This is a genomic window from Aeromonas taiwanensis (genome assembly GCF_000820165.1).
GTDB classification, from domain to species: domain Bacteria; phylum Pseudomonadota; class Gammaproteobacteria; order Enterobacterales; family Aeromonadaceae; genus Aeromonas; species Aeromonas taiwanensis.
Genome location: NZ_CDDD01000101.1, coordinates 26,981 through 47,437, shown reverse-complemented (window position 1 = coordinate 47,437; position 20,457 = coordinate 26,981). Strand labels below are relative to the sequence as shown.

20 protein-coding genes are annotated in these 20,457 nt (G+C 60.6%); 18 read left to right on the top strand and 2 right to left on the bottom strand.

Translation table 11 applies throughout. The features are described from left to right. The first annotated feature begins 22 nt into the window (after positions 1-22). Genes ribF through ispH form a run of 5 tightly spaced genes read left to right on the top strand, consistent with a single transcriptional unit; the run spans position 23 to position 5,757 of the window. Positions 23-997, top strand: coding sequence for a bifunctional riboflavin kinase/FAD synthetase (gene ribF, locus BN1136_RS17810; protein ID WP_043757684.1), 975 nt, complete (start codon positions 23-25; stop codon positions 995-997). Continuing rightward, positions 997-3,858 (top strand): isoleucine--tRNA ligase, encoded by a 2,862-nt coding sequence (gene ileS, locus BN1136_RS17805; RefSeq protein WP_043757687.1) that lies wholly within the window; start codon positions 997-999, stop codon positions 3,856-3,858. The genes ribF and ileS overlap by 1 nt, the downstream gene beginning before the upstream one ends. Further along, entirely contained in the window at positions 3,858-4,373 is a 516-nt protein-coding gene (lspA, locus tag BN1136_RS17800; RefSeq protein ID WP_043757690.1) for a signal peptidase II, read from the top strand. Before ileS ends, lspA begins: the two co-directional genes overlap by 1 nt. Then, positions 4,370-4,822 carry an FKBP-type peptidyl-prolyl cis-trans isomerase gene (gene fkpB, locus BN1136_RS17795; protein WP_043757693.1) on the top strand — a complete coding sequence of 151 codons (453 nt, stop codon included), beginning with the start codon at positions 4,370-4,372 and terminating at the stop codon, positions 4,820-4,822. Before lspA ends, fkpB begins: the two co-directional genes overlap by 4 nt. Next, complete coding sequence (gene ispH / locus BN1136_RS17790) at positions 4,822-5,757, top strand: 4-hydroxy-3-methylbut-2-enyl diphosphate reductase (RefSeq protein ID WP_043757695.1); 936 nt, start codon at positions 4,822-4,824, stop codon at positions 5,755-5,757. The genes fkpB and ispH overlap by 1 nt, the downstream gene beginning before the upstream one ends. A gap of 202 nt (positions 5,758-5,959) precedes the next feature. Here the strand turns inward: ispH and BN1136_RS17785 are convergent, their stop codons facing one another. Then, a complete protein-coding gene (locus BN1136_RS17785; protein ID WP_043757698.1) occupies positions 5,960-6,346 on the bottom strand; it encodes a type IV pilin protein in 387 nt (128 codons plus the stop codon). Positions 6,347-6,433: 87 nt separating this feature from the next. Between BN1136_RS17785 and BN1136_RS17780 the strand changes: the two genes are divergently transcribed. The 8 genes from BN1136_RS17780 to luxS all read left to right on the top strand — a co-directional run bounded on the left by BN1136_RS17780 (position 6,434) and on the right by luxS (position 14,045). Continuing rightward, positions 6,434-6,955 carry a GspH/FimT family pseudopilin gene (locus tag BN1136_RS17780; RefSeq protein ID WP_043757701.1) on the top strand — a complete coding sequence of 174 codons (522 nt, stop codon included), beginning with the start codon at positions 6,434-6,436 and terminating at the stop codon, positions 6,953-6,955. Beyond that, positions 6,949-7,563 carry a prepilin-type N-terminal cleavage/methylation domain-containing protein gene (locus tag BN1136_RS17775; RefSeq protein WP_152552592.1) on the top strand — a complete coding sequence of 205 codons (615 nt, stop codon included), beginning with the start codon at positions 6,949-6,951 and terminating at the stop codon, positions 7,561-7,563. The genes BN1136_RS17780 and BN1136_RS17775 overlap by 7 nt, the downstream gene beginning before the upstream one ends. 4 nt (positions 7,564-7,567) lie before the next feature. After that, the gene (locus tag BN1136_RS17770; protein WP_043757704.1) at positions 7,568-8,683 is read left to right on the top strand and encodes a PilX N-terminal domain-containing pilus assembly protein; all 1,116 of its coding nucleotides are present in this window, start codon (positions 7,568-7,570) and stop codon (positions 8,681-8,683) included. Between the two features lie 14 nt (positions 8,684-8,697). Further along, positions 8,698-10,800 (top strand): type IV pilus modification PilV family protein, encoded by a 2,103-nt coding sequence (locus tag BN1136_RS17765; RefSeq protein ID WP_043757707.1) that lies wholly within the window; start codon positions 8,698-8,700, stop codon positions 10,798-10,800. Between the two features lie 147 nt (positions 10,801-10,947). Next, positions 10,948-12,570 carry an NAD+ synthase gene (locus BN1136_RS17760; protein ID WP_043757709.1) on the top strand — a complete coding sequence of 541 codons (1,623 nt, stop codon included), beginning with the start codon at positions 10,948-10,950 and terminating at the stop codon, positions 12,568-12,570. Positions 12,571-12,579: 9 nt separating this feature from the next. After that, positions 12,580-12,918 carry a nitrogen regulatory protein P-II gene (gene glnB, locus BN1136_RS17755; protein ID WP_005308848.1) on the top strand — a complete coding sequence of 113 codons (339 nt, stop codon included), beginning with the start codon at positions 12,580-12,582 and terminating at the stop codon, positions 12,916-12,918. A 5-nt stretch (positions 12,919-12,923) separates the two neighbouring features. Further along, complete coding sequence (locus BN1136_RS17750; RefSeq protein WP_043757795.1) at positions 12,924-13,517, top strand: transglycosylase SLT domain-containing protein; 594 nt, start codon at positions 12,924-12,926, stop codon at positions 13,515-13,517. 18 nt (positions 13,518-13,535) lie between these two features. Further along, the gene (gene luxS, locus BN1136_RS17745; RefSeq protein WP_011704660.1) at positions 13,536-14,045 is read left to right on the top strand and encodes an S-ribosylhomocysteine lyase; all 510 of its coding nucleotides are present in this window, start codon (positions 13,536-13,538) and stop codon (positions 14,043-14,045) included. Between the two features lie 59 nt (positions 14,046-14,104). Here luxS and BN1136_RS17740 read toward each other — a convergent pair whose 3' ends face one another. After that, positions 14,105-15,127: a GGDEF domain-containing protein gene (locus BN1136_RS17740; RefSeq protein ID WP_043757713.1), complete on the bottom strand. Its 1,023-nt coding sequence runs from the start codon at positions 15,125-15,127 to the stop codon at positions 14,105-14,107. A gap of 133 nt (positions 15,128-15,260) precedes the next feature. On the opposite strand from BN1136_RS17740, the gene rnr reads away from it, so the two are divergent. From rnr to BN1136_RS17715, 5 genes are all read left to right on the top strand, one after another. Beyond that, the gene (rnr, locus tag BN1136_RS17735) at positions 15,261-17,654 is read left to right on the top strand and encodes a ribonuclease R (protein WP_043757716.1); all 2,394 of its coding nucleotides are present in this window, start codon (positions 15,261-15,263) and stop codon (positions 17,652-17,654) included. After that, positions 17,651-18,400, top strand: coding sequence for a 23S rRNA (guanosine(2251)-2'-O)-methyltransferase RlmB (rlmB, locus tag BN1136_RS17730; RefSeq protein WP_043757718.1), 750 nt, complete (start codon positions 17,651-17,653; stop codon positions 18,398-18,400). The genes rnr and rlmB overlap by 4 nt, the downstream gene beginning before the upstream one ends. Positions 18,401-18,407: 7 nt before the next feature. Then, on the top strand, positions 18,408-18,977 hold the full coding sequence (locus BN1136_RS17725) for a Crp/Fnr family transcriptional regulator (protein ID WP_043757721.1): 570 nt from the start codon (positions 18,408-18,410) through the stop codon (positions 18,975-18,977). A 56-nt stretch (positions 18,978-19,033) separates the two neighbouring features. Next, a complete protein-coding gene (locus BN1136_RS17720; RefSeq protein WP_043757723.1) occupies positions 19,034-19,489 on the top strand; it encodes a GNAT family N-acetyltransferase in 456 nt (151 codons plus the stop codon). Positions 19,490-19,590: 101 nt separating this feature from the next. Continuing rightward, complete coding sequence (locus BN1136_RS17715) at positions 19,591-20,427, top strand: DMT family transporter (RefSeq protein WP_043757726.1); 837 nt, start codon at positions 19,591-19,593, stop codon at positions 20,425-20,427. The last annotated feature ends 30 nt before the right edge of the window (positions 20,428-20,457 follow it).

Genomic DNA, 20,457 nt, shown 5'->3' with positions numbered 1-20,457 from the left:
GGCAGCAACGCACAAGGCACTGATGGAGCTTATTCGCGGCATTCACAATATCCAGGCCCGTCACCGGGGCTGTGTATTGACCATAGGCAACTTCGATGGGGTTCATCAGGGGCACCATGCGGTGTTGACCCGCTTGCAGGAAAAAGCGGCCCAGCTGGGCTTGCCAGCCTGTGTCATGCTGTTCGAACCCCAGCCGCTGGAGCTGTTTGCCGGTGCTGCGGCACCCGCCCGCCTCAGCCGCTGGCGAGAGAAATACGAAGCCCTCAAGGCCATGCAGATCGATCGCATGCTCTGCGTGCGCTTCACCCACCGCTTTGCCGAGCAGGCGGCCAGTACCTTCATCGAGCAACTGCTGGTGGAGAAACTCGGCGTGCACTATCTGGTGGTGGGCGACGATTTTCGCTTTGGCAAGGGGCGGGAAGGGGACTTCCACCTGCTGGAAGAGGCGGGACGGCGCTTCGGCTTCGAGGTGATCAGCACCCAGAGCTTCCAGCTTTCCCGCCAGCGGGTCAGCAGCACGCTGGTGCGCGAGGCCCTCAAGGCGGGCCGTATGGCGGAGGTGGAGTTGATGCTCGGCCGCCCCTATGCCATCAGCGGTCGGGTGGCCCACGGTGACAAGCTGGGGCGCACCATAGGTTTTCCCACCGCCAACCTGGCCCTCAAGCGCCAGGTGATCCCGGTCGGTGGCGTGTTCGCGGTGGAAGTGGTATGTTCCGGCAAGATCTTCCCCGGTGTCGCCAATGTGGGTGTACGGCCGACCTTGAGCGGTACACAAGCCAGATTGGAAGTACATTTATTTGATTTTTCTGGTGATCTATACGGTCAGCAGGTCAAGGTGCTGCTTCGCCACAAGCTGCGCGAAGAGCAGAAATTTGACTCTTTCACCGCCTTGAAAGAGCAGATCGAACGAGATGCCCTGGCGGCCCGAGCCTGGTTCGGGCTGCCACAATTTCATTTACCCAGCACTCTTTTAGAAAAGAAGGGAACCCAGGACTGATGAGCGACTATAAACATACCCTGAATCTGCCGGAAACCGAGTTTCCGATGCGCGGCGATCTGGCCAAGCGCGAACCCAACATGCTGAAACGTTGGTACGATCAGGATCTTTACGGCGCCATTCGCCGCGCCAAAGCGGGCAAGCCTTCTTTCATTCTGCACGATGGCCCCCCCTATGCGAACGGCAGCATTCACATCGGTCACTCGGTCAACAAGATCCTCAAAGACATCATCATCAAGTCCAAGGGCCTCTCCGGCTTCGACTCCCCCTATGTGCCGGGCTGGGACTGCCACGGTCTGCCCATCGAGCTGAAAGTGGAAGGCATGGTCGGCAAGCCGGGTGAGAAGGTTTCCGCCGCCGAATTCCGCGCAGAGTGCCGCAAATACGCCAAGACCCAGATCGAAGCGCAGAAGACCGACTTCATCCGTCTGGGCGTGCTGGGTGACTGGGAACACCCCTACCTGACCATGGATTTTGGCACCGAAGCCAACATCATCCGCTCCATGGCCAAGATCGTTGAAAACGGCCACCTGCACAAAGGCTCCAAGCCGGTGCACTGGTGTACCGATTGCGGCTCTGCGCTGGCTGAAGCGGAAGTGGAGTACTACGACAAGAACTCCCCCTCCATCGACGTGCGCTTCAAGGCCGTCGACGAGGCTGCCGTGGCCGCCAAGTTTGACTGCGCCGAAGGCCACACCGGCAAGGGCCCCCTCTCTGCCGTGATCTGGACCACCACCCCGTGGACCCTGCCGGCCAACCGCGCCATCGCCATGCACGAGGCGCTGGACTACGCCCTGGTACAGGTCGAGGGCGAACACCCCGAGCGTCTGATCCTGGCCGCCGAGCTGGTCAAGGACGTGATGGATCGCGCCGGCATCGAGCACTTCCACAACCTGGGCTACGCCAAGGGCGCGGCGCTCGAGCTGTTGCGCTTCAACCACCCCTTCTACAGCTTCGACGTGCCCGTGGTGCTGGGTGATCACGTGACCCTGGACGCCGGTACCGGCGCGGTGCACACCGCCCCTGGCCACGGTCAGGAAGACTTCGTGGTCGGTCAGAAGTACGGTCTGGAAGTGGCCAACCCGGTTGGCAGCAACGGCGTCTACCTGCCGGATACCGAACTGTTTGCCGGCCAGCACGTGTTCAAGGCCAATGCGGCCGTGGTCGAGGTGCTGACCGAGCGCGGCGCCCTGCTGCACCACAAGGTGTTCAACCACTCCTACCCGCACTGCTGGCGTCACAAGACCCCGATCATCTTCCGCGCCACCCCCCAGTGGTTCATCAGCATGGAGCAGAAGGGTCTGCGCAAGCGCGCCCTGGAAGAGATCGAGCGTATCGAGAAAGAGGGCATCGCCCAACACGGCCAGAGCGGCTGGGTGCCGGCCTGGGGCAAGAACCGCATCCAGGCAATGGTCGAGAACCGTCCTGACTGGTGTATCTCCCGTCAGCGTACCTGGGGTGTGCCCATCTCCCTGTTTGTCCACAAGGATACCCAGGCGCTGCACCCGGATTCCGTGCGCCTGATGGAAGAGGTGGCCAAGCGGGTCGAGCAGTCCGGCATCCAGGCCTGGTGGGATCTGGACAAGGCCGAGCTGTTGGGCGCGGACGCCGACAACTACGAGAAAGTGCCCGATACCCTGGACGTCTGGTTCGACTCCGGCTCTACCCACGCCTCCGTGGTCGACGCCCGTCCCGAGTTCAACGGCAAGCCGGCCGACATGTATCTGGAAGGCTCTGACCAGCACCGCGGCTGGTTCATGTCCTCCCTGATGATCGGCGTGGCGATGAAAGACAAGGCCCCCTACAACCAGGTGCTGACTCACGGCTTCACCGTGGATGGTCAGGGTCGCAAGATGTCCAAGTCCATTGGCAACGTGGTGAGCCCGCAGGACGTGATGAACAAGCTGGGTGCCGACATTCTGCGTCTGTGGGTCGCCAGCACCGACTACACCGGCGAGATGACCGTCTCCGACGAGATCCTCAAGCGCTCCGCCGATGCCTATCGCCGTATCCGCAACACCGCCCGCTTCCTGCTGGCCAACCTGAACGGCTTCAATCCGGCGACCGACATGGTGGCACCGGCCGACATGGTGGTGGTGGATCGCTGGGCCGTGGGCCGTGCCAAGGCGGTACAGGCCGAGATCGTGGCGGCGTTCGACGAGTACAACTTCCATGGTGTGACCCAGAAGCTGATGCAGTTCTGCTCCATCGAGATGGGCTCCTTCTATCTGGACGTCATCAAGGATCGTCAGTACACAGCCAAGGCTGACAGCCTGGCCCGTCGCTCCTGCCAGACCGCCCTCTATCACATCGCCGAGGCCATGGTGCGCTGGATGGCGCCCATCATGAGCTTCACCGCCGACGAGATCTGGGCCCTTCTGCCGGGCGAGCGCGGCGAGTTTGTATTCACCGAGGAGTGGTACGACGGCCTGTTCGGGCTGGAAGCGGGCGAAGTGCTGAACGACGAGTTCTGGGCCGAGATCCTCACCGTGCGCGGTGAAGTGAACAAGGCGCTGGAAGTAGCCCGTGGCGAGAAGCGCATCGGCGGTTCCCTGCAAGCCGAGCTGACCCTGTTCGCCAAGCCTGAGCTGGCCGCGCGTCTGAACGCCCTGGCCGATGAGCTGCGCTTCGTGCTGCTCACCTCCAAGGCCAAGGTGGTCAGCGTCGATGCCGCTCCGGCAGACGCAGTAGAGACTGAGCGCGATGACCTGTGGCTGAGCGTGACCCAGTCTGTCGCTGCCAAGTGCGACCGCTGCTGGCACCATGTGGAAGACGTGGGTACCATCGCAGGCCACGAAGAGATCTGTGGCCGCTGTGTCACCAACGTCGAGGGTGACGGCGAAACTCGTCAATTTGCCTGATGAACATGACTCAAAACGAGATGAACAACAAAACCGGCCTGCGTTGGCTGTGGCTGGCGGTGCTGGCCTTCGTACTGGACCAGGCGAGCAAGCTCGCCGTGGTCAAGTTGCTGCCGTTTGGCTACCCGGGGGTGGAGATCACCCCCTTCTTCAATCTGGTCCACGTCTACAACAAGGGGGCGGCTTTCAGCTTCCTGGCCGATCAGGGGGGCTGGCAGCGCTGGTTCTTCGCCGTGCTGGCGTTCGCCATCTGCGGCCTGCTGATCCACTGGTTGCGCAAGCAATCCGTCACCCAGCGCTGGAGCGGTATCGCTTACAGCCTGATCATCGGCGGGGCGCTCGGCAACGTGTTTGATCGGCTGGTGCTGGGCCACGTTGTCGACTTCCTCGACTTCTACTGGCAGCGCGCCCATTGGCCGGCGTTCAATCTGGCCGACAGCTTCATCTTCATCGGTGCCGCCATGATAGTGCTGGAAGGGTTCCGCAGTGAGAAGAAGAAGGAGGCGACCTCATGAGCCAGCCGATTGCCGCTGACAGCAGCGTATTGTTCCACTTCTCCATCAAGCTGGAAGATGGCTCGGTGGCCGACAGCACGGCACTGCACGGCAAGCCGGCCCGTCTGCGGATGGGGGATGGCAGCCTGACGCCGAGCTTCGAGCAGTGTCTGCTGGGGCTGCGCGAGGGGGAGAGCAAGAGTTTTACCCTGGCACCGGAGCAGGCGTTCGGCCTCTCCAACCCCGACAACATCTACCATCTGGACCGCGCCAAGTTCGGCGCCGAGGTGGAGCCCAAGGTCGGTACCATCATACTGTTCGACCAGCCCAACGGCAGCGAGCTGCCGGGCATCATCCGGGCGGTGGAAGGGATGTCGGTGACGGTCGATTTCAACCACCCCCTGGCCGGCCACACCGTCACCTTCGAGGTGGAGATCCTGGGGGTTGATGACGAGGAGAAAGTGAACTGATGGATATCCTGCTCGCAAATCCCCGTGGCTTCTGTGCCGGTGTCGACCGCGCCATCAGCATCGTCGAGAGCGCACTGGAGAAGTTCGGTGCCCCCATCTATGTCCGTCATGAAGTGGTGCACAACCGCTACGTGGTGAACAAGCTCAAGGAGGCGGGCGCCGTCTTCGTCGAGGAGCTGGATGAGGTGCCGGACGACAGCATCGTCATCTTCTCCGCCCACGGCGTCTCCAAGGCGGTGCGCGAGATGGCCAAGTCCCGCGCTCTCAAGGTGTTCGATGCCACCTGTCCGCTGGTGACCAAGGTGCACATGGAGGTCCATCGCGCCAGTCGCAAGGGCTCCGAAGCCGTGCTCATCGGTCATGCCGGCCACCCCGAGGTGATCGGCACCATGGGGCAGTACGAGAACGCCGAAGGCGGCATGTATCTGGTGGAGACACCGGAAGATGTGGCCAGGCTCAAGGTGAAGAACCCGGATGACCTCTGCTTCGTCACCCAGACCACCCTCAGCGTGGACGAGACCTCAGACGTTATCGATGCGCTGCGGGCGCACTTCCCCAAGATCCAGGGGCCGCGCAAGGATGACATCTGCTATGCCACCCAGAACCGCCAGGATGCGGTGCGGGAGATGGCAGGGCTGGTGGATGCCATGCTGGTGGTGGGATCGCGCAACTCCTCCAACTCCAACCGGTTGCGGGAGCTGGCCGAGAAGGTGGGGACCCAGGCCTACCTCATCGACGATGCGTCCATGATTGACCCTCACTGGCTGGACGGTGTCGAACGTATCGGGGTCACTGCGGGTGCCTCTGCACCCGATGTGCTGGTACAAAACGTTATCGCCCGTCTGCGCGAGCTGGGAGGCAAGATAGTGACGGAGCATCCGGGCCGCGAGGAAAACGTGGTATTCGAAGTCCCCCCCGAACTTCGTATCCTCTGATGAAAATGCCGGCCCAGCGTCGGCATTTTTGTAGGCAGAGCGAGCAACTCCAGTATCGAGGCCAAAGGCGCTTCCGGGGAAAGGGCCATGATTGGTACAGGCTTCACTTTCTTCTTATTCCTGTGTTTTCCCTATCCATGATCTATGCATGAGAGGTATTCCTCTCAGGTATCTTCAACCGGGTGCTGATGGTTATGAAGGCTCACTTCCAGCAGTCGGCAGGCTCCTTCACATCGGCCTTGGTGATGGTGAGCAGGGTACAACCGGTATCATTGCTCTGAGCTCCGCTGGCCTGAGCTTGCAGCTTGTAGGTGGCGGCACTGGTCGAGGCCGCAACCACGGAAAAACTGTAATAGTTGCTGCTGGGGTTGCCAAGATCCGCCAGGTTCGTGCTGTAAGCGCTGCTGGTGATCCGATACTCCTCCTGTTTGAGTTGCATGGTCATCAGAGTCTTGAATGCATCGGTGCGTCGGGAGTGTAACAATCCATTCTGGAAAGAGGGATAGGCAATGGCGGCAATGATGGCCACGATGGCGACCACGACCATCAATTCAATCAGCGTTATTCCTCTTGCGAAGCGTAGCGGCATCGGCATGGTTCCATAAGTGAGTTGGGACTATCATAGGATAGTACTCGCCAGCCCGAGAACGGGCTATAGACAGGAGTCTAGGCAAACATGGAAATGCGGATCAGGCCGGAGTCCGGCTTTACCTTGATAGAGCTGATACTCGCCTTGACATTGGTGGCGATCCTGGTGGCTGTCGCGCTCCCCAGCTATCGTTCTCTGCGCCAGGAGCAGATGGTCAGGGCCGCCACCCAGGCGCTTTATACCGACATGATGCTGCTCAAGTCCGAAGCCATCAAACGCGGCGGCCCCTTGACGCTCAAACTCTTCAACGCTGGTCAGTCGAACTGGTGTTATCGCATCGCGATAGACGCTACCTGCAGCAGCTGTGCCGACCATTGCTCCAGTATCGAGGGCCGCAAAGGCGCCGATGCAAACGAGTTTGGCGGCGTGGTGATCGATGCGTCGAACCAATACAAGAGTGGCTCCACCGCCAGCATCACTTTCACGCCACGCCGGGGCACCTTTCTCGGAGGCAATCTGAGCGTCTCCAATGATGCCAGCACGACGAACAGGGTGGTCATCGCAACCTATGGCCGGATCAGTACCTGCGTGGAGGGGAACACATGCTGAGACGCCATCGTATGAAAGGTTTCAACCTGGTGGAGCTAATGGTGGCCATGGTGGCGGGTTTGCTACTGGTCGCCGCCGCTTCGGCACTCTTTGCTAGCATACTCAAGGCCAACAAGACGGCGATGCAGGTCAGTCGCCTCAATCAGGAACTTCAATCGATTACGGACATGATGGCCCGTGATATCCAGCGTGCAGGTTATGACGCCAGTGCAGCTGCACATACATTGGTTTCTGGTGCGACCTCCCCATTCTATTTCGATCCGGCCACAGATCTGGTGAGCGGCTGCATCAAGGTGAAATACGACGACAATGCGGATGGTGTGTTGGACAACACCTCTGCGGCCGGTGAGACTCGGTTTTATAACTACAGCAGTGCCGACAAGGCAGTGAGGCTGGATCAAGGAGACACAGCCAGTTGTTCGGCAGGCAGCAAGCTCAGCTCCGATGACACGATTGCGGTCAGTGCGCTGAGTTTTAGCATGCTCTCCGGTTCCGTTTCCACAGGGGTCAGAAGCATCAGACTTACTATCACGGGCAACGATATTAAATCCCCGGCCCTGACGCTCACTTTGCAGCGGGATATCAAGCTGCGCAACGACGGGTTTTGATGCCATGAAACGTCACGCCGGTTTCACTACCTTTACGGTCACCCTGCTGCTGATCCTTATCCTTGTTGGCATTTCCCTGCTTGTGGGGAAGCTGATGGTGGCCGACCGCAAGGTTAGCGTCAACGAGGTGCAATATCGGCAGGCCCTGGCGCTGGCTGAGCTGGGCATTGCCGATGGTCTGAGCCGGCAGGATGCCGGTATTGCCATTCCCAGCGGCGGCTTGACGGTCAGCTCGGCGCAAGGCACATATCTGCTTACTGCGACCAACACAACGCCGATCACGGTCGGAACCCCCCCCAATACTCTTGATGTGACGCCGGTAGAGTTGGTATCCACCGCCACCTTGCCCAGCAATCTGGGAACCGCCACCGTGCGGGTTCAGGTGGCAGGCTATCATCTACTCTCCGCTGCAAAGGCGGTGCCGCTGATGGTTGCCGGGGGGACCTCTATCGGGGGGAACTTTACCGTGGTCTCGAATCCCAACGGTGGTGGGCCAGGTGTGCCGTTGTCGGTTTGGTCTGATCAGGCTGTCGGGGGCAGTGGTTCCTGGCAGACCTGCCATCAGGGGGACTATAGCGGAGGCAGTTGCAGCACCAATCTAAGCGATACGAACGATATAGGAGCAGATATCAAGGCAAATGATCCCGCCTTCCCAGATGATCTGCTCTGGTACCTGTTTGGAGAGCCGGATACCGATGAAGGTTGGGCCAACATGTTCGATAACGGGGCGATCTCTATCCCCAATTGCAGCTCTCTTGGGGCTGCATCGACCGGGATTTTCATTGTCGATATCGGTGTCGATTGCGACTTCACTGCGAGCCTGATCGGAAGTGCGGCTGCTCCCGTGGTGCTGATTGTCCGGGATGGTGATCTGACTATGAATGGCGGTTTGGTATTCAATGGCATCATCTTCGCGCATTCTGATGATCCGAGTAACTCTCCACGGGTGAAAGCGAATGGTACGGCAACGGTGAATGGCTCCCTGATTGCCAATGCCCCTATCGATATCACCAGCGGTACTTTCAATGTCAAATACGATCAATCCGTGCTTGACGGTGTTCAGCAAGGCGCCAGTTTTCAGACCACAAAGATGGTGCCCGGCAGTTGGCGGGATTGGTAAGGCGAGGAGCGCATATGAACAAGCAGAAAGGATTTGGTCTGCTGGAGATCCTGATTACCCTGGTGCTGCTCGGGGTGGGGGTGGCCGGGCTGGTCTCGCTGGCACGTGGCATGTTGAGCACGGCCCGGGAAGGAGGGCGCTACGAAATCGCCATGCGATTGGCTGAGTCAAAGCTCGATGAGTTTCGCAACTTCAACGAAGTACGCTCTGCGACCCCGCCACTTACTGCTTATAAAGACATTGTCACCGGTAGTGGCAGCCAATCACTCTCGAACGACAGTTATGCAGTGAACTGGACGGTTACCAATCAGTTTCTGAATGGTGGTGTCTGGTCGACAACCCAGCCTGCCACTTATCTTTACGACTATCCGGAACGCAAGCGGATTGTGGTGAGAGTCACCTGGAATGACAATGATGGCTCCGGCCGTTATTTGGAGCTAGCTGGAGCTATTTCACCCACGGGCTCCTTCACCAGCGATGAAACAGGGGATGGTCTGGTCAAACCCCGTGAAAATCCCACTGTTGACTATACAAAGGGAAGCGTTCCGGACGTGGTCGCGGTAGCGCTTGGTAATGGCAGCAATAAAGAGACGAGCAAGCCTTTACCCCATATATCGGGGGGCTCCAGTTCCAGCCGAACCATTCAATTTGATACAGCGACTTACCAGACAATAGGATCCGGCAGCCAGAGGCAGTCGGTGCAGGATACTGCCACGGTTTATTGCAGCTGCACTTTTTCCGGTGGTACGGGAACGGCTTATTTGCCTGCACGTCCCTATTATATCGAGTCGGATGGCCTGCAATATTGGAAGTCGGGTACACAGTTGAGCAAGTCGGTCGGGATGCTGAAGGGCAATGCCAATCAACAGGAAACACTCTGCTCGACCTGCTGCAGCGAACATTATGATGTGAGTACCCAAGGGTTTGCGGGCTATTATGCCCCGCTAAATACGAGCAGAGGTAGATACCAAGCGAGCGGTGCCAATCTGGTGGCTGCCAGTACAGGTGATTATCAGGATGCCTGCCGCTTCATCCGCATTGATGGTTTCTACCGACCTGCACCGGATTGGCGTCTTGCGAGCCTGACCAGTTTTTCGGCCAGCTTTCTGAATGATGCAACCAATCTGGCGAACTATCAGGCCTATGTAGCCTATGTGGTAACAGAGCATGCCAAATGGCAGAAAACGGCCTTTGCTGGCACAACTGACAGCAGTTGGTCCGTCCCCAACTCTTCCCCGGCGATCCAGTCATTCAATAGCTGGCTGGCAGCAAATCGGGCTGGTGACAGTACCACCGCCTTGTCGACATCGATCGGCTCCAGGCAATTGATAAGCCGTGGTATCTACGTGGATATCATGCCCCCCAGCTATCTAAGTGATGAAGTCTTTAAAGGAGGCGTGACCGAGCCGATTCTGGCCAAGATCACGTTCCAGGATGTGAACATGACGCTGCTGAGCGAATGGAGCAGCAGCGATGCCAACAAGGGCACCGTGACCAGCCAGCCAATTGCCACTATCGTCGACCCGGACAATAACTATTACGGCACTTACAGTCGTGGGGTGCTGACGGCCAAGAGTACGACCTTCTCTGGTACACCGCCCGTCGATAGCCCGATCACCATCACGGTGAAAAGTTATCAGGGGAATTCGGGAGTCGTGGGGTCACCCGTACTGCCTGAGGATGTCACAGCAGCCATGACTTCTACCATGCTGGTCAGTATTCAAAACCAACCGGTTACCAGCATTCACGGGATCGTAGAATGTTTGCAGCTGAAGACGACGGGTAACGGTAATGGCTTGAAAAACAGTTCGGTCTCTTGCGATGCCACCTCTATTGGCCTGACCGTTGGCGTCAACAATGCCAATGTGACGTGTCAGGTGCTGGATCTGGGCAAACCGGCAAAACCAAACTATTCGTGCAGCGGGGTACCTGGCAGCAGTTTTACGCTTACCCTGTCGAAGAGTGGTTACCAGATTACGCCAGCCTCTCAGACTTTTACCCTGCCTGCCAGCGGCACTTCGGTAGGGGGATGTGTGATGATGGTACAGGAGACATTGCTGACCGCATCACCAGCAGCGACGCCGACACCAACGACGACGTGCACCACAGTGCCCTAGCCTGAAGCGCGGTGATATGGAGGCCGGGGCCTACATGTAGTCAGACAGGGTGGGGGAGTAATGATACCCCTTCCCCCCAAGGCGCTGGCACAGCCAGCGCCTTTTCTTTATCATTCCCCATCATTTTCGAATTCAAGATGCATCGCCATGGCAAACGCCCTCTCTCTGATGCTTGCCCAGTTAAATCTGACGGTAGGCGCTATCGAAGATAACTGTGACAAGGTACTGGCTGCCGCCGCTGAGGCCGATCTGCAAGGTGCCGATCTGCTGGTGTGTTCCGAGCTGGCCCTGACCGGCTATCCGCCGGAAGATCTGCTGCTGCGCGCCGACCTGATGATCCGGGCAGAAGCTGCGCTGGCCCGCGTCGCCGCATGGCAGGGCAACTGCGCCATTCTGGTGGGGCACCCCTGGCGTGAAGGGGAGAAGCTCTACAACGCGGCTTCTCTCTATGAGCAGGGCAAGCTGGTGGCGCGCTACTTCAAGCAGGATCTTCCCAACTACGGTGTCTTCGACGAGAAGCGTTACTTCACCGCAGGAACCGAGAGCTGCGTGGTGCCATTCCGTGGCCATCGACTGGGACTGCTCATTTGCGAAGATCTCTGGCAACCAGGGCCGGCGCTGGCCGTCAAGGCCGCTGGTGCCGACGTGCTGATCACCATCAACGCCTCCCCCTACGATCAGGAGAAACCCTGGATCCGCCGCGAGCTGATAGTGGAGCGTTGTGAGCAGGCTGGCTTGCCGCTGGTCTACCTCAACCAGGTGTGTGGCCAGGATGAGCTGATCTTCGACGGTTGCTCCAAGGTGTTCAACAGCCAGGGCGAGCTGACTCACAAGCTGGCCCCCTTCGCCGAAGAGCTGGCGCTGGTGCGCTTTGCTGACGGTGAACCGGTGAAGGTGCGGGAGCCTGCCGCGCCGCTCGAGCCGCTGGCCGAGACCTATCAGGCTCTGGTACTGGCGGTGCGCGACTATGTCACCAAGAACGGTTTTCAGGGGGCCGTACTCGGTCTCTCCGGCGGGATCGACTCGGCACTGACGCTCGCCATCGCAGCCGATGCCATCGGGGTCGACAAGGTGCAGGCGGTCATGATGCCGTTCCGCTATACCGCCCAGATGAGCGTCGAAGATGCCAAGGAACAGGCCGAGCGGATGGGGGTGGAATTCAACATCATCTCCATCGAGCCCATGTTCGAAGGTTTCATGGCCCAGCTTGCACCGCTGTTCGAAGGGACGGCTCGCGACACCACCGAAGAGAACCTGCAGGCCCGTTGCCGCGGTGTGCTCTTGATGGCCCTCTCCAACAAGCGTCGTCGCATCGTGCTGACCACCGGCAACAAGAGCGAGATGGCGGTCGGTTACGCCACCCTCTATGGCGACATGGCCGGCGGTTTTGACGTGCTCAAGGATGTCCCCAAGACCCTGGTCTTCAAGCTGTGCGAATACCGCAACAGCGTGGAGTATGTGATCCCGCAGCGGGTCATCGATCGTCCCCCTTCGGCAGAACTCGCACCGGATCAGGTGGATCAGGACAGCCTGCCTCCCTACGACATCCTAGATGCCATCCTCAAGCGCTATGTGGAAGAGGATGCCTCCGTGGCCGACATGGTGGCGGAGGGCTTCGAAGAGGCGGTGGTGCGCAAGGTGATCCGCCTCGTGGACCTCAACGAATACAAGCGCCGTCAGGCCGCGGTCGGGCCTCGCATCACGGCCCGCAACTTTGGTAAGGATCGCCGTTATCCCATCACGTCCGGGTTCGGCAAACAGAACTGGTAAGGAGTCACCATGAAGAAGATTGAAGCCATCATCAAACCGTTCAAGCTGGACGATGTGCGCGAAGCCCTGGCCGAGATCGGCATCAACGGCATGACCGTCTCCGAAGTGAAAGGCTTCGGTCGCCAGAAAGGCCACACCGAACTCTATCGCGGTGCCGAGTACATGGTCGACTTCCTGCCCAAGGTGAAGGTGGAGCTGGTGGTCCAGGACGAGGATCTCGATGCCTGCCTGGAAGCTATCCAGAATACCGCCCGCACCGGCAAGATTGGTGATGGCAAGATCTTCGTCTGCGAGGTGGAGCGCGTCATTCGCATCCGTACCGGCGAAGAGAACGAAGACGCCATCTGATGTGGATGCGTCTCACCGTGGTGGCTGGCCTGGTGTTTGGTCTGACCGCCTGCAGTACCCGCCCGCCGGCCCAGCCAGAAAACCTGTGCCAGATCTTTCGCGAGAAGCCTGACTGGCACAAGGCGGCACTCAGGATGAACGAGCGGTGGGGAACGCCGGTGCAGGTGGTGATGGCCATGATGTATCAGGAGTCCTCCTTCGTACACGATGCCCAACCGCCGATGCAGTACTTCCTTTTCATCCCGACCGGGCGGGCGAGTTCCGCCTACGGCTACGCCCAGGTGAAGGACGAGACCTGGGATGATTACCAGCGGGAAACCGGGAACGGCTGGAGTGATCGGGACGACTTTGCCGACGCCATCGATTTCATGGGCTGGTACACTAGCAAGGCACAACGGCTCAATGGCACTTCCAAGTGGGATGCCTATGGCCAGTATCTGAATTATCACGAAGGCTGGGGTGGCTACCGACGTGGCAGTTACCGCAGCAAGGGGTGGCTGATGAAAGTCTCCCGCAAGGTGGAGGCCCGAGCCCAACGCTACGGCGCCCAGTATCGACAATGCAAGGATCAGCTGCCCAGCGGGGGCTGGTTCTCGTAACCACATCAGGAGTCAGAAATGCCGTTATTGGACAGTTTTACCGTCGACCACACCCGCATGGCAGCCCCTGCAGTGCGGGTGGCCAAGACCATGCAGACCCCGAACAAGGACACCATCACAGTGTTCGACCTGCGTTTCTGCGTGCCGAACCAGGAGATCCTCTCCGAGCGCGGCATCCATACCCTCGAGCACCTGTTTGCCGGCTTTATGCGTGACCATCTCAATGGGAATGGGGTCGAGATCATCGACATCTCTCCCATGGGATGCCGCACCGGCTTCTACATGAGCCTGATTGGCGCACCGGATGAGGCCCGTGTCGGCGCCGCCTGGCAGGCCGCCATGAGCGACGTGCTGACCGTGCAGGAGCAGGGCAAGATCCCCGAGCTCAACGAATATCAGTGCGGCACCTACAGCATGCACTCCCTGGAAGAGGCGCACGCCATCGCCCGCCACGTGCTGGAGCGCGGCATCGGCGTCAACCGCAACGACGAGCTGGCCCTGCCGGAAGAGAAGCTGAAAAGCCTCTGATCCTGGTGTGGTGAGCATGAAAAAGGCCGGTCATTGACCGGCCTTTATCGTATGGACGTTCAGGAGGGCAATGGCATCACCCGGTTGCGCCCCAGCTCCTTGGCCTTGTAGAGCAGCTTGTCGGTGCGCTCGACCAGGCTGTCGCCCGTCTCCTGGCCGCTATATTCCCCCACGCCGAAAGAGGCGGTGATGTGGTCGATGCGCCGGCCAGACTTGCGATCCAGGATCGACATCCGCTCTATGATGCGACGCAGGCTTTCGGCCATCTGGCGGGTTAGCGCAAGGGCTCGGTTCGGCACCAGTATCGCAAACTCTTCACCGCCGAGGCGATAGGCCGTGATCCCCTCCTTGCTGGCCTCTCGCAGTCGTTTGCCGACGATGCGCAGCACCTGGTCACCGAGCAGGTGGCCATATTCGTCGTTGAAGCTCTTGAAGCGATCGATGTCGGCCATGATCAGCGAGAAGGGGCGCTTGCTGCGGATCAGGCTGTCCAGCTCCAGATCGAAGGCACGGCGGTTGAGCAGGTTGGTGAGGGCATCCTCGTTGGCCAGCTTGCGGGTCTCGTTGAGTGCCTCGCGCAGTTCCTTGATCTCCTTCTCGGCATTGCTGAGCTGACTGCGAAAGTGCAGGGTGGACATGCGTACGTCCCGCGACTCGCGTACCAGCTCCCGCAAGATGGCCATGGTGTCGTCCAGGCTCAGCCCCTCGTCGTCGATGAGACTCAACTTGTCGAAGCTCTTGTCGAGCATGGCCTGGAACTGGCCGGTATCCACCAGGGCGTCATGCATGGAGCTACCGAGCTCGTTGGCCATGGCGGCGAGGCTGAGCTTCATCTCCTCGAGCTGTCGCTCGTCCTGACTGGCGAGGTGCTGGTGATAGAGACGCTCACAGGTGGAAAGGGAGAAGGTGCCCTGTAGCTTGATGGCCTGATCGATGGCCTGGTTCAGCTCGGGCATGTCGCCGGAGACATAGTTGTACCAGAGGTGGTAATTGTGCGGCGTGGTGGGGATTTGATACTTGATCATCAGGGGTACCGCCTGTTTCAAATAGGCGGCAGATTGGGCGAACGAGTCCTTGCTCATGAGTTCCGAGTCTCACATACCTGCAAACTGCGGCCAGTATGACAGAGAGAATGGCCAAAAGGCAGTCGATGGATGCCATTAGCTCCCCCCTTCGATATAATGTCTGCGTAACTACCTACCCTAAGGCCTGCTTATGTCTCAAAAAGATCCTTTCCTCCAACGCGAGGCCGAAAAATACGAAAATCCCATCGCCAGCCGCGAGATGCTGCTGGAGCTCATCAAGGGCCATGAAAAACCCATGTCCCGTGAAGAGCTGGCCAAGGTCCTCAAGCTGACCGAGGAAGAGCCGTTGGAAGCCCTTCGCCGTCGTCTGCGCGCCATGGAGCGCGATGGGCAACTGGTATTCACGCGCAACCAATGTTACGCCCTGCCGGATCGTCTGAATCTGGTCAAAGGCTATGTGCTTGGCCACAAAGATGGATTCGGTTTTCTGCGTCCCGAAGGTGGTGGAGCGGATCTCTTCCTGAACAACCGCGAGATGCAGCGTCTGATGCACGGCGATTATGCCCTGGTGCAGCCGACCGAAATCGATCGCAAGGGGCGCCAGGAGGCGCGTCTGGTGCGCCTGCTCAAGGCCCGCGAGGCGGACATCGTCGGTCGCTACTTCGTCGAGAACGGTGTGGGTTTCGTGGTACCCGACGACAGCCGCATCGGCCAGGACATCATCATCCCGGAAGGGGAGAACAAGGGCGCTCGCCAGAGCCAGGTCGTGGTCGTGCGCATCAACCAGCGTGCCACCGCCCGTTTCAATGCGGTCGGTTCCGTGCTGGAGGTGCTGGGTGAGAACATGGCGCCGGGCATGGAGATCGAGATCGCCCTGCGTACCCACGGCATTCCGCACACCTGGCCCGAGGAGGTGACCAAGGAGGTCGCCGGTCTGGGCGAACAGGTGCCGGAGAAAGCCAAAGAAGGCCGCATCGACCTGCGTGCCCTGCCGCTGGTCACCATCGACGGGGAAGATGCCCGCGACTTCGATGACGCGGTCTTCTGTGAAGCCAAGCGCGGCGGCGGCTGGCGCCTGTGGGTCGCCATTGCCGACGTCTCCGCCTATGTGAAGCCGGGCACGGCCCTCGACACCGAAGCCTACCAGCGCGGCAACTCCGTCTACTTCCCGGAATTCGTGGTGCCCATGCTGCCCGAGGTGCTCTCCAACGGCCTCTGCTCCCTGAACCCCCAGGTGGACCGCCTCTGCATGGTGTGCGAGATGACCATCTCCGCCGCCGGCCGCATGTCCGGTTACAAGTTCTACGAAGCCGTGATGAACTCCCACGCTCGTCTGACCTACACCAAGGTGGCGGCGATCCTGGACGGGGATCCCAAGCTGCGTCAGCAATATGATCCCCTGGTGGGCCACATTGAAGAGCTGAACAACCTCTACAAGGCGCTCAAGCATGCCCGTCACCAGCGCGGTGCGGTGGAGTTCGAGAGCGAGGAGACCCGCTTCATCTTCAACGCCCAGCGCAAGATCGACCGCATCGTGCCGCTGGTGCGCAACGACGCCCACAAGATCATCGAAGAGTGCATGATCCAGGCGAACGTGGCCGCTGCCCGCTACATCGAGAAGAACGAGGCCTCCGCCCTGTTCCGGGTACACGACCGCCCGGGCGAGGAGCGCCTCACCGGTTTCCGTGACTTCCTGGCCGAGCTGGGCCTGGAACTCAAGGGGGGCCTGGAGCCCGAGCCGAAAGACTTTGCCGAGCTGGCCGCCAAGTTTGAAGGGCGCCCGGATGCAGAGCTGCTCTCCACCATGCTGCTGCGCTCCATGCGCCAGGCCATCTATCAGGCCGACAACATCGGCCACTTCGGTCTGGCCCTGAAGTCCTACGCTCACTTCACCTCGCCGATCCGTCGCTACCCCGACCTCATCCTGCACCGGGCGATCAAGTACCAGACCGCCAAGGAGCAGCAGGGCAACCTGCGCCACAAGTGGACCCCGAGCGGTGGCTACCACTACCAACTGGAAGAAGTGGACCCGATGGGCGAGCACTGCTCCATGACCGAGCGTCGTGCCGACGACGCCACCCGCGACGTGGCCGACTGGCTCAAGTGCGAGTACATGCTGGATCACGTGGGTGACGAGTTTGACGGCGTCATCGCCAGCGTCACCGGCTTCGGCTTCTTCGTGCGCCTGGCGGAGATCCACATCGACGGTCTGGTGCACGTCAGCACCCTCACCAACGACTACTACCAGTTCGACCCCCTGCACCAGCAGCTGATCGGCGAGAACTTCCGCCGTCGCTACCGTCTGGGTGACAAGGTGCGGGTCAAGGTGATGGGCGTGAACCTGGACGATCGCAAGATCGACTTCGTGATGGTGGAAGAGCCGCTCAAGGCCACCGGCAAGAACGCCAAGGAGATGGCGCGCAAGCAGGCCGAGATCAAGAAAGAGAAGGCCAAGAGCGCCCAGCGCCACGAGAAACGCAAAGAGGGCAAGGAGAGCGGCAAATCCGACAAGGGTGGCCGTGCCAAACCCAGCAACAGACGACCGAGCAAGAAGGCTCGCGACAAGGCCAAGAGCACGAAATGAGTACTGAATTGATCTACGGCATTCACGCCGTCTCCGCGCTGCTGGAGCGTACCCCCGAGCGCTTCATCGAAGTGTGGGCCCTCAAGGGCCGCGATGACGAGCGGCTGCAGCCCCTGCTGGCGGAGCTGGAGTCCCTCGGCATCAGGGTGCAGAGCGTGAACCGCAAGACGCTGGATGACAAGGCGGAAGGCAACAATCACCAGGGCATCATGGCCAAGGTCATTGAAGCGCCGAAGCTGGCTGAGCACGACCTGGCCAGCCTGCTGGATTGTCTGGCGGCGCAAGAGACTGCACCCTTCCTGCTGGTGCTGGACGGCGTGACCGATCCGCACAACCTCGGCGCCTGCCTGCGCAGTGCCGATGCGGCCGGGGTGCATGCGGTGATCGTGCCGCGGGACAAGGCCACCGGCCTGACGCCCATCGTGCGCAAGGTGGCTTGCGGCGCCGCCGAGGTGGTGCCGCTCATCCAGGTCACCAACCTGGCGCGCAGCCTGCGCGAGCTGCAGGAGCGCGGTGTCTGGATCGTCGGTACCGCCGGCGAGGCGGATCACGACCTCTACCAGGCGAAACTCACCGGCCCCATGGCGCTGGTGATGGGCGCCGAAGGCAAGGGCATGCGCCGACTGACCCGCGAGCACTGCGACGAGCTGGTGAGCATCCCCATGGCGGGGGCTGTCTCCAGCCTCAACGTCTCGGTGGCGAGCGGTGTCTGCCTGTTCGAAGCCGTGCGTCAACGTCGCGGCTGATCGGGCGATGACCGACAGACCCCCCTTCGACTGGGATCGGGTCGCAGATGAGCAGGAGGCCGCGCGCCTCCTCTCTTTTGCCCGGCCGTTGACCCTTTCCCCCAAATCTTGCCTCTGGCATGCCGGAGACAGCCCGGCACTCCTGGTCAGGGTGGAGGAGGGGCTGCTGCGGGCCAAGGTGGTGCTGGCGGATGGCCGCGAGTACATCAAGGAGTTCTACTGGGAGGGGGACGAGTTTCTCGATTTCCACCACCTGCTCAGCGGCGACCCCGCCCGTTACAGTGTGGAGGCGCTGGAGCCCTGCCGACTGCAGATCTTCGCACTGGCGGATCTGCGCACGCTGTCCTGCTGGCCCACCTGGTATCAGCATCTGCTGGCCGTGCAGCTGCGTATCAAGGAGGAGAAGGAGCTGTTGCTGCTGACCGGGAGCCCCCAGGCCCGCTATCAGCATTTTCTCGCGAGTTTCCCAGCACTGGATGCCAGGGTGCCGGATCACCTGATTGCCGCCTATCTCGGCATTACCCCCATCAGTCTGAGCCGCATTCGCAGGCGGTTGAAAGCGCTTAACCAAGGTTAATGACGTCCCCCGGGCGCGGGACTATGCTGGCGGGCCGCATTCACAAGGAGCTATCCATGAACTGGACCCTGAAATCCTGGTCGGAACTGACCACGGACGAGTTGTACGAGTTGCTGGCCCTGCGGGCCGAGGTGTTCGTGGTGGAACAGACCTGCCCCTTCCAGGATCTGGACGGGCTGGATCGCCGCGAGGGGGTCTGGCATCTGCTTGGCCATCAGGGGGATCTGCTGGCCGCCTATGCCAGGATCATGGCCCCAGGCGTGGGCGATGAGACGGGCTCTGCCATCGGTCGTGTGGTGACCTCGCCCAGGGCGAGGGGGAATGGCCTTGGCCACAAGCTGCTCGACGAGGCAGTGGCGGCGTGCCTGGGACGTTGGCCCGCGCACAGCATCTGGCTGGGAGCCCAGGCCCACCTGCAGGGCTTCTATGGCCGACACGGCTTTGTGGCTGAAGGGGAGGGGTATCTCGAAGACGACATTCCCCACGTGGGCATGCGCAGGCAGCCAGTCTGATCAGTCACATGGCCGGGAAAGTGGACGGCCATGCGCCGGCTCTCACATTGTGGTGATGCAAACGAGTATGATGGTGCTCCCCTGTCGTTCGGAACCCCGTCGTGACACTCTCTATCTTCTCGGCCATTCTGCTGGCCGCCCTGCTGCACGCCCTGTGGAACGCGCTGGCCAAGCGCCAGGTAGCGGGGCGGGTCAGCGTACTTCTGGTCTCCCTCTGCTCCGGGCTGTTTTCCCTGCCTTTCCTGCCCCTGGTAGGGCTGCCTGCCACAGTGGAATACCCCTGGCTGGCGCTCTCCATCCTGCTGCACTGCGGTTATTGCCTGTTTTTGGGACGTGCCTACCGGCTGGGCGAGTTTGGCCAGGTCTATCCGCTGGCCCGGGGTTGTGCCCCCCTGATGACCCTGTTGTTCGGTGCTCTGCTGCTTGGCGAGGTGCCCGGGACGGTGGCGGTGTCGGGGGCCCTGGTGCTGGTGGGCGGGGTGCTGCTGATGGCATGGCGAGGTGGTCTTCGGCTCGCTCCGGCCGCCCTGCAGGCGGTACTGATCACCTCGCTCTTTACCGCAGCCTATACCCTGTCTGACGGCATGGGGGCACGCTCGGCCGATGCTCCGGTACGCTACACCCTCTGGCTCTTTACCCTGACTGCCCTGATGATGCCGCTGCTGATGCGATGGCAGGGTCGCACCTCCCTGCGCACCCTGACCCGGGCCGACTGGTACTCGGGGGCGCTGGGTGGTGCCCTCTCGCTTCTGGCTTATGGCATCGTCATCTGGGCCATGACCCGAGCCCCCATCGGTCTGGTGGCGGCCCTGCGCGAGAGCAGCGTGCTGTTCGCCGTGCTGCTCTCCTGGGGCTGGCTGGGGGAGCGGTTGGGGCGTGCCCGGTTGATGGCGGCCCTGGTAATCCTCGGCGGGATCCTGCTGATCCGGCTTGGCTGATGAAGAGCGACGCCGGCCCGTAATAAGCCA

What these genes read in the sequence shown, in the direction of transcription:
- ribF (WP_043757684.1), top strand. Translation starts at nt 23, where the DNA reads ATGGAGCTTATTCGCGGCATTCACAATATCCAGGCCCGTCACCGGGGC.
- ileS (WP_043757687.1), top strand. Translation starts at nt 997, where the DNA reads ATGAGCGACTATAAACATACCCTGAATCTGCCGGAAACCGAGTTTCCG.
- lspA (WP_043757690.1), top strand. Translation starts at nt 3,858, where the DNA reads ATGAACATGACTCAAAACGAGATGAACAACAAAACCGGCCTGCGTTGG.
- fkpB (WP_043757693.1), top strand. Translation starts at nt 4,370, where the DNA reads ATGAGCCAGCCGATTGCCGCTGACAGCAGCGTATTGTTCCACTTCTCC.
- ispH (WP_043757695.1), top strand. Translation starts at nt 4,822, where the DNA reads ATGGATATCCTGCTCGCAAATCCCCGTGGCTTCTGTGCCGGTGTCGAC.
- BN1136_RS17785 (WP_043757698.1), bottom strand. Translation starts at nt 6,346, where the DNA reads ATGCCGCTACGCTTCGCAAGAGGAATAACGCTGATTGAATTGATGGTC.
- BN1136_RS17780 (WP_043757701.1), top strand. Translation starts at nt 6,434, where the DNA reads ATGGAAATGCGGATCAGGCCGGAGTCCGGCTTTACCTTGATAGAGCTG.
- BN1136_RS17775 (WP_152552592.1), top strand. Translation starts at nt 6,949, where the DNA reads ATGCTGAGACGCCATCGTATGAAAGGTTTCAACCTGGTGGAGCTAATG.
- BN1136_RS17770 (WP_043757704.1), top strand. Translation starts at nt 7,568, where the DNA reads ATGAAACGTCACGCCGGTTTCACTACCTTTACGGTCACCCTGCTGCTG.
- BN1136_RS17765 (WP_043757707.1), top strand. Translation starts at nt 8,698, where the DNA reads ATGAACAAGCAGAAAGGATTTGGTCTGCTGGAGATCCTGATTACCCTG.
- BN1136_RS17760 (WP_043757709.1), top strand. Translation starts at nt 10,948, where the DNA reads ATGGCAAACGCCCTCTCTCTGATGCTTGCCCAGTTAAATCTGACGGTA.
- glnB (WP_005308848.1), top strand. Translation starts at nt 12,580, where the DNA reads ATGAAGAAGATTGAAGCCATCATCAAACCGTTCAAGCTGGACGATGTG.
- BN1136_RS17750 (WP_043757795.1), top strand. Translation starts at nt 12,924, where the DNA reads ATGCGTCTCACCGTGGTGGCTGGCCTGGTGTTTGGTCTGACCGCCTGC.
- luxS (WP_011704660.1), top strand. Translation starts at nt 13,536, where the DNA reads ATGCCGTTATTGGACAGTTTTACCGTCGACCACACCCGCATGGCAGCC.
- BN1136_RS17740 (WP_043757713.1), bottom strand. Translation starts at nt 15,127, where the DNA reads ATGAGCAAGGACTCGTTCGCCCAATCTGCCGCCTATTTGAAACAGGCG.
- rnr (WP_043757716.1), top strand. Translation starts at nt 15,261, where the DNA reads ATGTCTCAAAAAGATCCTTTCCTCCAACGCGAGGCCGAAAAATACGAA.
- rlmB (WP_043757718.1), top strand. Translation starts at nt 17,651, where the DNA reads ATGAGTACTGAATTGATCTACGGCATTCACGCCGTCTCCGCGCTGCTG.
- BN1136_RS17725 (WP_043757721.1), top strand. Translation starts at nt 18,408, where the DNA reads ATGACCGACAGACCCCCCTTCGACTGGGATCGGGTCGCAGATGAGCAG.
- BN1136_RS17720 (WP_043757723.1), top strand. Translation starts at nt 19,034, where the DNA reads ATGAACTGGACCCTGAAATCCTGGTCGGAACTGACCACGGACGAGTTG.